The following is a 6,545-nucleotide window of genomic DNA, read 5'->3' on the forward strand; positions in this document are numbered from 1 at the left end:
CGTCGAAGGAGACCGACGACAGCGCCAGCAGCAGGAAGGCCATGCCGCTTGTCGGCAGCGACTCGGCGGAGAGCAGCTTCGCGCCTGGCCAGCAGAGACTGAGCCTGCGCTTGCCGTCGCGCTCCACAACAGCAAAGCGCGCGACCATGCTGAAGAACACGCACAGGAACTCGCCGCGCCGGCTCCAGTCGCGATGGCCGAAGACAAGCATCAGCACGAAGCTGAGCAGCCAGTAGAGGCCGGCCGCGTATGCCAGCCGGGCCGGGTCGTCGGGCGCCGGGTCGATCAGCTCGAACCAGGCGAAGGCGAAGAACAGCGCGACGGCCGGCCAGCTGCCGAGCCATGCGGGCAGGCGCTCTTCTTCGCCGTCGCGGCCAATCAGGCGGCTGACGACGCGCCACGGCCCGTACCAGGGGTCGAGCCACGACCAGAGGTCGCCGAGGAGCCCATGCAGCAGGGCCAGGCCGACCCAGAGCAGCGTCCATATGACGAGCGGCAGCGGGTTGGACAATGGATCGCGGCTGCCGAACAGGCCGGCGGCAAGGAGGATTGCGAAGCCGGCAAAAGATATCAGGCTGACGATCGCGCGCGTGCCGTCGCCAAAGGCAAAGAGCGGCAGGCGGCGGCGCCAGAAGCGGTCGAGGGCATCGGGCGGCAGCAGCGCCAGGACGAGAAAGCTGGCGGCAACGGCAAGCGCGCCGCCGGCGACATAGTAGCCGGTGGGGAGGAGAAGGACATGGCCACGGTCGGAGGCGTGGGCGAAGGCGGAAGTGGGGAGGAACGGTGTGAAGGCGGCTGCGAGAGCCAATCGCGAAGGTTGGCGCCCTACGGGGGGCGCGAAGGAACTCGGCCTATCCAACTCTGCCGTCTCGCATGGCGGTACGGGAAGCACCCGCCACCCTCACACCTTGACCAGTTGCCTCACCCGGTCCGTCTCGCCGAATATCCTCAGATACCGCTTGATCTCCTTCTCATCCCCGGTGGCCTTGGCAGGATTGTCGGAGAGCTTGACCGCAGGTCGGCCACTGGCCTCGCTGACCTTGCAGACCAGCGATATGGCGTCGAGCCGGTTGGTCTCGGTCGGCGCGCAGCCCTCGAAATCGTTGGTGAGGTTGGTGCCCCAGCCGAAGGACATGCGCACCTTGCCGCGGAAGTGGCGGTAGGTCTCCTCGATCGTCTCGACCTCGAGCCCGTCGGAGAAGATCAACAGCTTCTGCCTGGGGTCCTTGCCCTTCTCGCGCCACCAGGACAGGATCTTCTCGCCACCCTCGATCGGCGGCGCGCTGTCGGGACGGAACCCGGTCCAGTCGGCGATCCAGTCCGGCGCATCGCGCAGGAAGGCAGCCGTGCCGAAGGTGTCGGGCAGCACGATCAGCAAATTGCCGCCATAATAGCGCTGCCAGTCCTGCAGCACCTTGTAGGGCGACTGCTTGAGCTCGCCTTCAGAATTGGCAAGGGCGGCAAACACCATCGGCAGTTCATGCGCGTTGGTGCCGAGCGCTTCCAGGTCGTTGTCCATGGCGAGCAGCACGTTGGAGGTGCCGGTGAAGGCCTCGCCGATGCCTTCCTTGAGCGCCTCGACGCACCAGCGCTGCCACAGGAAGGAGTGGCGGCGACGGGTACCGAAATCGGAAATGCGGATGCCCGGCAGTGCCTTCAGCCGCTCGGTCTTGGCCCACATCTTGGCCTTGGCGCGGGCATAGAGCACGTCGAGCGCGAAGGGGCCGAAGGCGCGCATGGCCGCGCGGGAACGGAGCTCATTGATGATAGCCAGCGCCGGGATCTCCCACAGCGTCGTGTACATCCAGGGGCCAGCGAAGGAGAGCTCGTACTGGCCGTCGCGCTTGGACAGCTCGTATTCGGGCAACTGGAAATCCTCCAGCCAGGCGAGGAATTCCGGCTCGAAGATCTGCTTGCGGCCATAGAAGGTGTTGCCGCCCAGCCAGATCATCTCCTTCTTGGAGAAGCGCAAGGTGCGGGCATGGTCGAGCTGGTCGCGCAACTCCTGCTCGTCGATCTCGTCGGCGAGGCGAACCGAGGTGGTGCGGTTGATCAGCGAGAAGGTGGCGTCGACCTTGGGGTACATGCCCCAGATCATCTGAAGCATCAGCAGCTTGTAGAAATCGGTATCGAGCAGGCTGCGGACGATCGGGTCCAGCTTCCAGGTATGGTTGTAGACGCGCCGCGCAATATCGGTCTTTGCCATGTCGTCCTACCGCCTTCGCTGCTCACTCTAGCGTTTGTCTGCGCAATCCCGGACGGAAAAGCGCTACGCACTTTCCAGGGATTGCCTTAGCCAAAGCCTCTTAGCATTGAATTTTCGGGAACGCCTCCCGCTTTGCGGGCTGGCCCGACAAAAAGGAAGCCGTCACGGTCCAGCCGTCAGGCCCCCGTCCTGGCGCCGATCACCCTCAGTGCCGGGCGTTTCCTGCGGCTGCCGATGCGCCCCGCGACCGGCGCGTCGGCGCGGCTGTCAGCCTGTTCCTTCTCGGCAAACAGCCAGTCGATGAACAGCTGGACGATCGGCGCCGACTTCATCTCGTTTCGGCACACGACGTAGAAATCGTCGACCGCCGGTACCGACAGGCTGAACGGCGCAACCAGCAGGCCCCTGGCCAGCAGCCCGCTTGCGGTCACCGTATCGCCGAGCGCCACGCCATGGCCGTGAACGGCGGCCTCGATCGCCACGCGCGCGTCACCGAGATGGTGGCGGCGGCCGCGCTCCAGATCGAGCGCATCCGCGGCGGCCAGCCAGGTGTGCCATTCACGGCCGTCGTCGCCATGCAGGAAGACATGATCGGCGAGATCGCGCACGGTGCGGATCGGGCGGTTGTTGATCAGCGTCGGGCTGACCACCGGGAACAGTTCGAGGCCGGACCACTTGCGCATCCAGCAGTCGCTCCAGCTGCCGTCGCCATAGTGCACGCAGACATCGATGTGCGGGGCGCGGATGTCCCTGGCGTCGTTGGAGGGAAGCAAGGTGAGCTGGATGTCCGGATATTGCGCGGTGAACGAGCCCAGCCGCGGCGCCATCCACAGCAGCAGCAGCGCCGGAACGCAGGATATGGAGAGCTTGCCGGCACTGGCAGGCCTCGTCATGCGCTGGGTGGCGGCGGCAATGCCGTCGAAGGCAGTCGATACCGCCGGCAAAAGCTCGGCGCCGTGCGGCGTCAACCTCACCCGCTGGCCAGCGCGCTCCAGCAGCTTGACGCCAAGCGACTGCTCGAGCGCCTTGATCTGGTGGCTGACGGCGCCGTGTGTGACATTCAGCTCCGCCGCCGCCTTGGTCAGCGAGGCGTGGCGCGCCGTCGCCTCGAAGGCGCGCAGCGGATTCAAGGGGGGCAGACGCTTGGCCATGGTGCACCTGTGCACTGTGAGATTTTCTCACAACAAACACCCTAACAATATCAATTGATTTTTCAATGGAGCTGCCGGAGACTTTGTGCCGGAGCATCTTCAAGACGTGAAAATCTGCAGGCAGCCAGGGCGGGACCGCGGTCCGGCCGATGGCGGTCAGCATCATAGGCGTTGCCGAAGCTTTCATTGCCAGCCAGACGGAGGAGACCGACATGGGTTACGATCGCGGCAAGCTCGAAGCGTTGCGTCGCAAGTATGGCGAGGGCCATGGCGGCGAGATGTTCGATCCGAAGTTCCGCAAGGTCGCCGACAAGATCTTCTCCAAGTCAGGCACGAGACTGGCGCCCTATTCCGGCATCCCGACCTTCCTTGCCGCGCCCTACCGCCAGGTGACCGCCGACAATCCGGATTTCGGCGACCTGCAGGTGGCGATGATCGGCGTGCCGATGGACCTCGGCGTCACCAACCGGCCGGGCTCGCGCTTCGGGCCGCGGGCGCTGCGCGCCATCGAACGCATCGGCCCCTACAACCATGTGCTGGAATGCGCGCCGACGCACGAACTTCGCGTCGCCGACATCGGCGACGTGCCGTTCCAGAGCCGCTACCGGCTGGAGACCAGCCATGAGGACATTGAGCGCCGCGCCAACCAGATCGTCGACGCCGGCGTCATCCCGCTGTCGGTCGGCGGCGACCACTCGATCAGCCATCCGATCCTGAAGGCGGTCGGCAAGAAGGCGCCGGTCGGCATGATCCATATCGACGCCCACTGCGACACCAGTGGCCTGTTCGACCTGACTAAATTCCACCACGGCGGACCGTTCCGCAACGCGGTGCTTGACGGCGTGCTCGATCCGTCGCGCACCATCCAGATCGGCATTCGCGGCGCGGCCGAATATCTGTGGGAGTTCTCCTACGAATCCGGCATGACCGTCGTGCACGCCGAGGAGGTGACCGGCCTCGGCATTCCCGCCATCATCGAGAAGGCGCGCAAGATCGTTGGCGACGGGCCGACCTACATTTCCTTCGACGTCGACAGCGTCGATCCGGCCTTCGCGCCGGGCACCGGCACGCCGGAAGTCGGCGGGCTGACGACGCGCGAGGTGCTCGAACTGCTGCGCGGCCTCAAGGGCCTCAACATCGTCGGCGGCGACGTCGTCGAGGTGGCGCCGCAGTACGACGCGACCACGAACACCGCCCATGTCGGCGCCCAGGTCCTGTTCGAGATCCTGAGCCTGATGGTGTTCAGCCCGGCCATCAAGAAAGGCTGAGGCGACGCCAAGCCAATACGGCCGCCGCGCTGGAGCCGGCGGCCGGATTCAACAACAAGCTTCCAGCAGGGGAACTAAAATGACACTTCGCAGCAACACGCTGAAATCCGCCATCACGGCAATGTTGATGCTCGGCGCCGCCGGCCTGTCCTCCCAGGCCGCCAGGGCCGATGCCATCGACGACATCACCAAGGCCGGCACCGTCAATGTCGGCATCTTCTCCGACTTTCCGCCCTTCTCCTCGGCCAGCGCCGACATGAGCATCAAGGGCTACGACATCGACGTGGCGCAGGCGATCGCCGACTCCCTGAAGGTGAAGCTGAACCTGGTCAGCGTCACCGGCCAGAACCGCATTCCCTATCTCACCGACAAACGCGTCGACTTCCTGATGAGCGTCGGCTACTCGAAAGAACGCGCCGAGGTGATCGATTTCGCCGCCGCCTACGCGCCCTACTATATCGCCGTCATCGGCCCGGCCGCGCTGTCGGTCAAAGGCAAGGAAGACCTTGCCGACAAGTCGATCGCCGTCAATCGCGGCACGCTGGAGGACACCTCGCTGACCGAAGCGGCGCCGGCTTCCGCCGACATCCGCCGCTTCGACAACTACAACTCCGTCATCCAGGCCTTCATCTCCGGCCAGACCCAGCTGATGGTTGTGGGCAACGATGTCGGCGCCCAGGTGCTGGCCAAGCAGGATGCGTTGCAGCCGGAGCAGAAGTTCCAGCTGCTGACCTCGCCCTCGCATATCGGCCTCAACAAGAACGAGGACCGACTGAAGAAGGCGATCAACGACGCGGTCGCCAAGATGCTGGCCGAAGGCAAGCTGGACGAGAGCTCGAAGGCCTGGCTGAAGACGCCGCTCAACCCCGACAACCTCAAGGACTGATCGCGAGCCCATCCCGATCGAATCGGGATGGGCTCAATCTTTGTTTGAGCATGATCTTTCTGAACCGAGGGTTCGGGATCATGCTTTGGAGCAACAGGGCGTTTTGCCATGGGCTACAGCCTCGACTTCGGCTGGCTTACGGGTGCGGCGGGCGCGATCGCGCGCGGCGCGGCGACGACGATCCTGCTGATCGCCGTCACCACGCTGGCGGGAACGTTCCTCAGCATCCTGGGGGCCGCCGGCAAAAGAAGCGGCCCAAAGCCGCTGCGGCTGGCGATCGCGACCTATGTCGAGGTGATGCGCAACACGCCGTTCCTGGTGCAGCTGTTCTTCATCTTCTTCGGCCTGCCCAGCCTCGGCATTAGACTCGATCCGATCCTGGCCGCCATGCTGGCGATGACGCTCAACATGGCAGCCTATACGATCGAGATCGTCGGCGCCGGACTGGACGCGGTGCCGCGCGGGCAGACGGAAGCCGCACTGGCGCTTGGGCTCAGGCCGCGCCTGGTGTTCGTCAAGGTCGTGCTGCCGCAGGCGCTGAAGGTGATCTACCCGGCGCTGACCAGCCAGATCGTCATCATGATGCTGGAGTCGGCCGTCGTGTCGCAGATTGCGGTGCGGGAACTGACCTACGAGGCCGATATGCTGCAGGCACGCACCTTCCGCGCCTTCGAGACCTATTTCGTGGTGACGCTGGTCTATCTCGGCCTGTCGATGGGGCTGCGCCGGTTGCTGGTCGGCGGCGGACGCCGCGTCCTGGGGGCCGGCGTGTCATGATCGAGTTCACTTTCTGGGACATATTGCGCAACCTGCTGCTCGCCGCGCGCTGGACGGTGCTGTTGTCGCTCGCCGCCTTCGTCGGCGGCGCGCTGGTCGGCCTGGCCGTACTGTTCTTACGCATCGCCAAGACCAAATGGACCCGGCGGATTGCCTCCGGCTACGTCGCGCTGTTCCAGGGAACGCCGCTCTTGATGCAACTCTTCCTGATGTTCTTTGGTCTGCCGATGCTCGGGCTGCGCATCGAGCCATGGACG

General features: G+C 65.0%; 6 protein-coding genes and 1 pseudogene. 4 read left to right on the forward strand and 3 right to left on the reverse strand.

What is annotated here, in order from left to right:
- The 3 genes and pseudogenes from EN742_RS19550 to gcvA form a co-directional block, all read right to left on the reverse strand.
- Nucleotides 1-808: pseudogene (locus tag EN742_RS19550) on the reverse strand (hypothetical protein); the annotation flags it as partial.
- 93 nt (nucleotides 809-901) lie between these two features.
- Nucleotides 902-2,206, reverse strand: a complete 1,305-nt coding sequence (pncB, locus tag EN742_RS19555) for a nicotinate phosphoribosyltransferase (protein ID WP_127405975.1) — start codon at nucleotides 2,204-2,206, stop codon at nucleotides 902-904.
- Nucleotides 2,207-2,382: 176 nt separating this feature from the next.
- A complete protein-coding gene (gene gcvA, locus EN742_RS19560) occupies nucleotides 2,383-3,357 on the reverse strand; it encodes a transcriptional regulator GcvA (protein ID WP_126057019.1) in 975 nt (324 codons plus the stop codon).
- Between the two features lie 212 nt (nucleotides 3,358-3,569).
- On the opposite strand from gcvA, the gene speB reads away from it, so the two are divergent.
- The 4 genes from speB to EN742_RS19580 all read left to right on the forward strand — a co-directional run.
- A complete protein-coding gene (speB, locus tag EN742_RS19565) occupies nucleotides 3,570-4,625 on the forward strand; it encodes an agmatinase (protein WP_127405977.1) in 1,056 nt (351 codons plus the stop codon).
- Nucleotides 4,626-4,704: 79 nt separating this feature from the next.
- Nucleotides 4,705-5,511, forward strand: coding sequence for a transporter substrate-binding domain-containing protein (locus tag EN742_RS19570; RefSeq protein WP_127405976.1), 807 nt, complete (start codon nucleotides 4,705-4,707; stop codon nucleotides 5,509-5,511).
- Between the two features lie 108 nt (nucleotides 5,512-5,619).
- Nucleotides 5,620-6,288, forward strand: a complete 669-nt coding sequence (locus EN742_RS19575) for an amino acid ABC transporter permease (protein ID WP_128333170.1) — start codon at nucleotides 5,620-5,622, stop codon at nucleotides 6,286-6,288.
- Nucleotides 6,285-6,545: ABC transporter permease subunit (locus EN742_RS19580; RefSeq protein ID WP_148670158.1), on the forward strand; the 261-nt coding region annotated here is incomplete at its 3' end. The genes EN742_RS19575 and EN742_RS19580, both read left to right, overlap by 4 nt.

The organism is Mesorhizobium sp. M4A.F.Ca.ET.020.02.1.1, assembly GCF_004022645.1.
GTDB lineage: Bacteria > Pseudomonadota > Alphaproteobacteria > Rhizobiales > Rhizobiaceae > Mesorhizobium.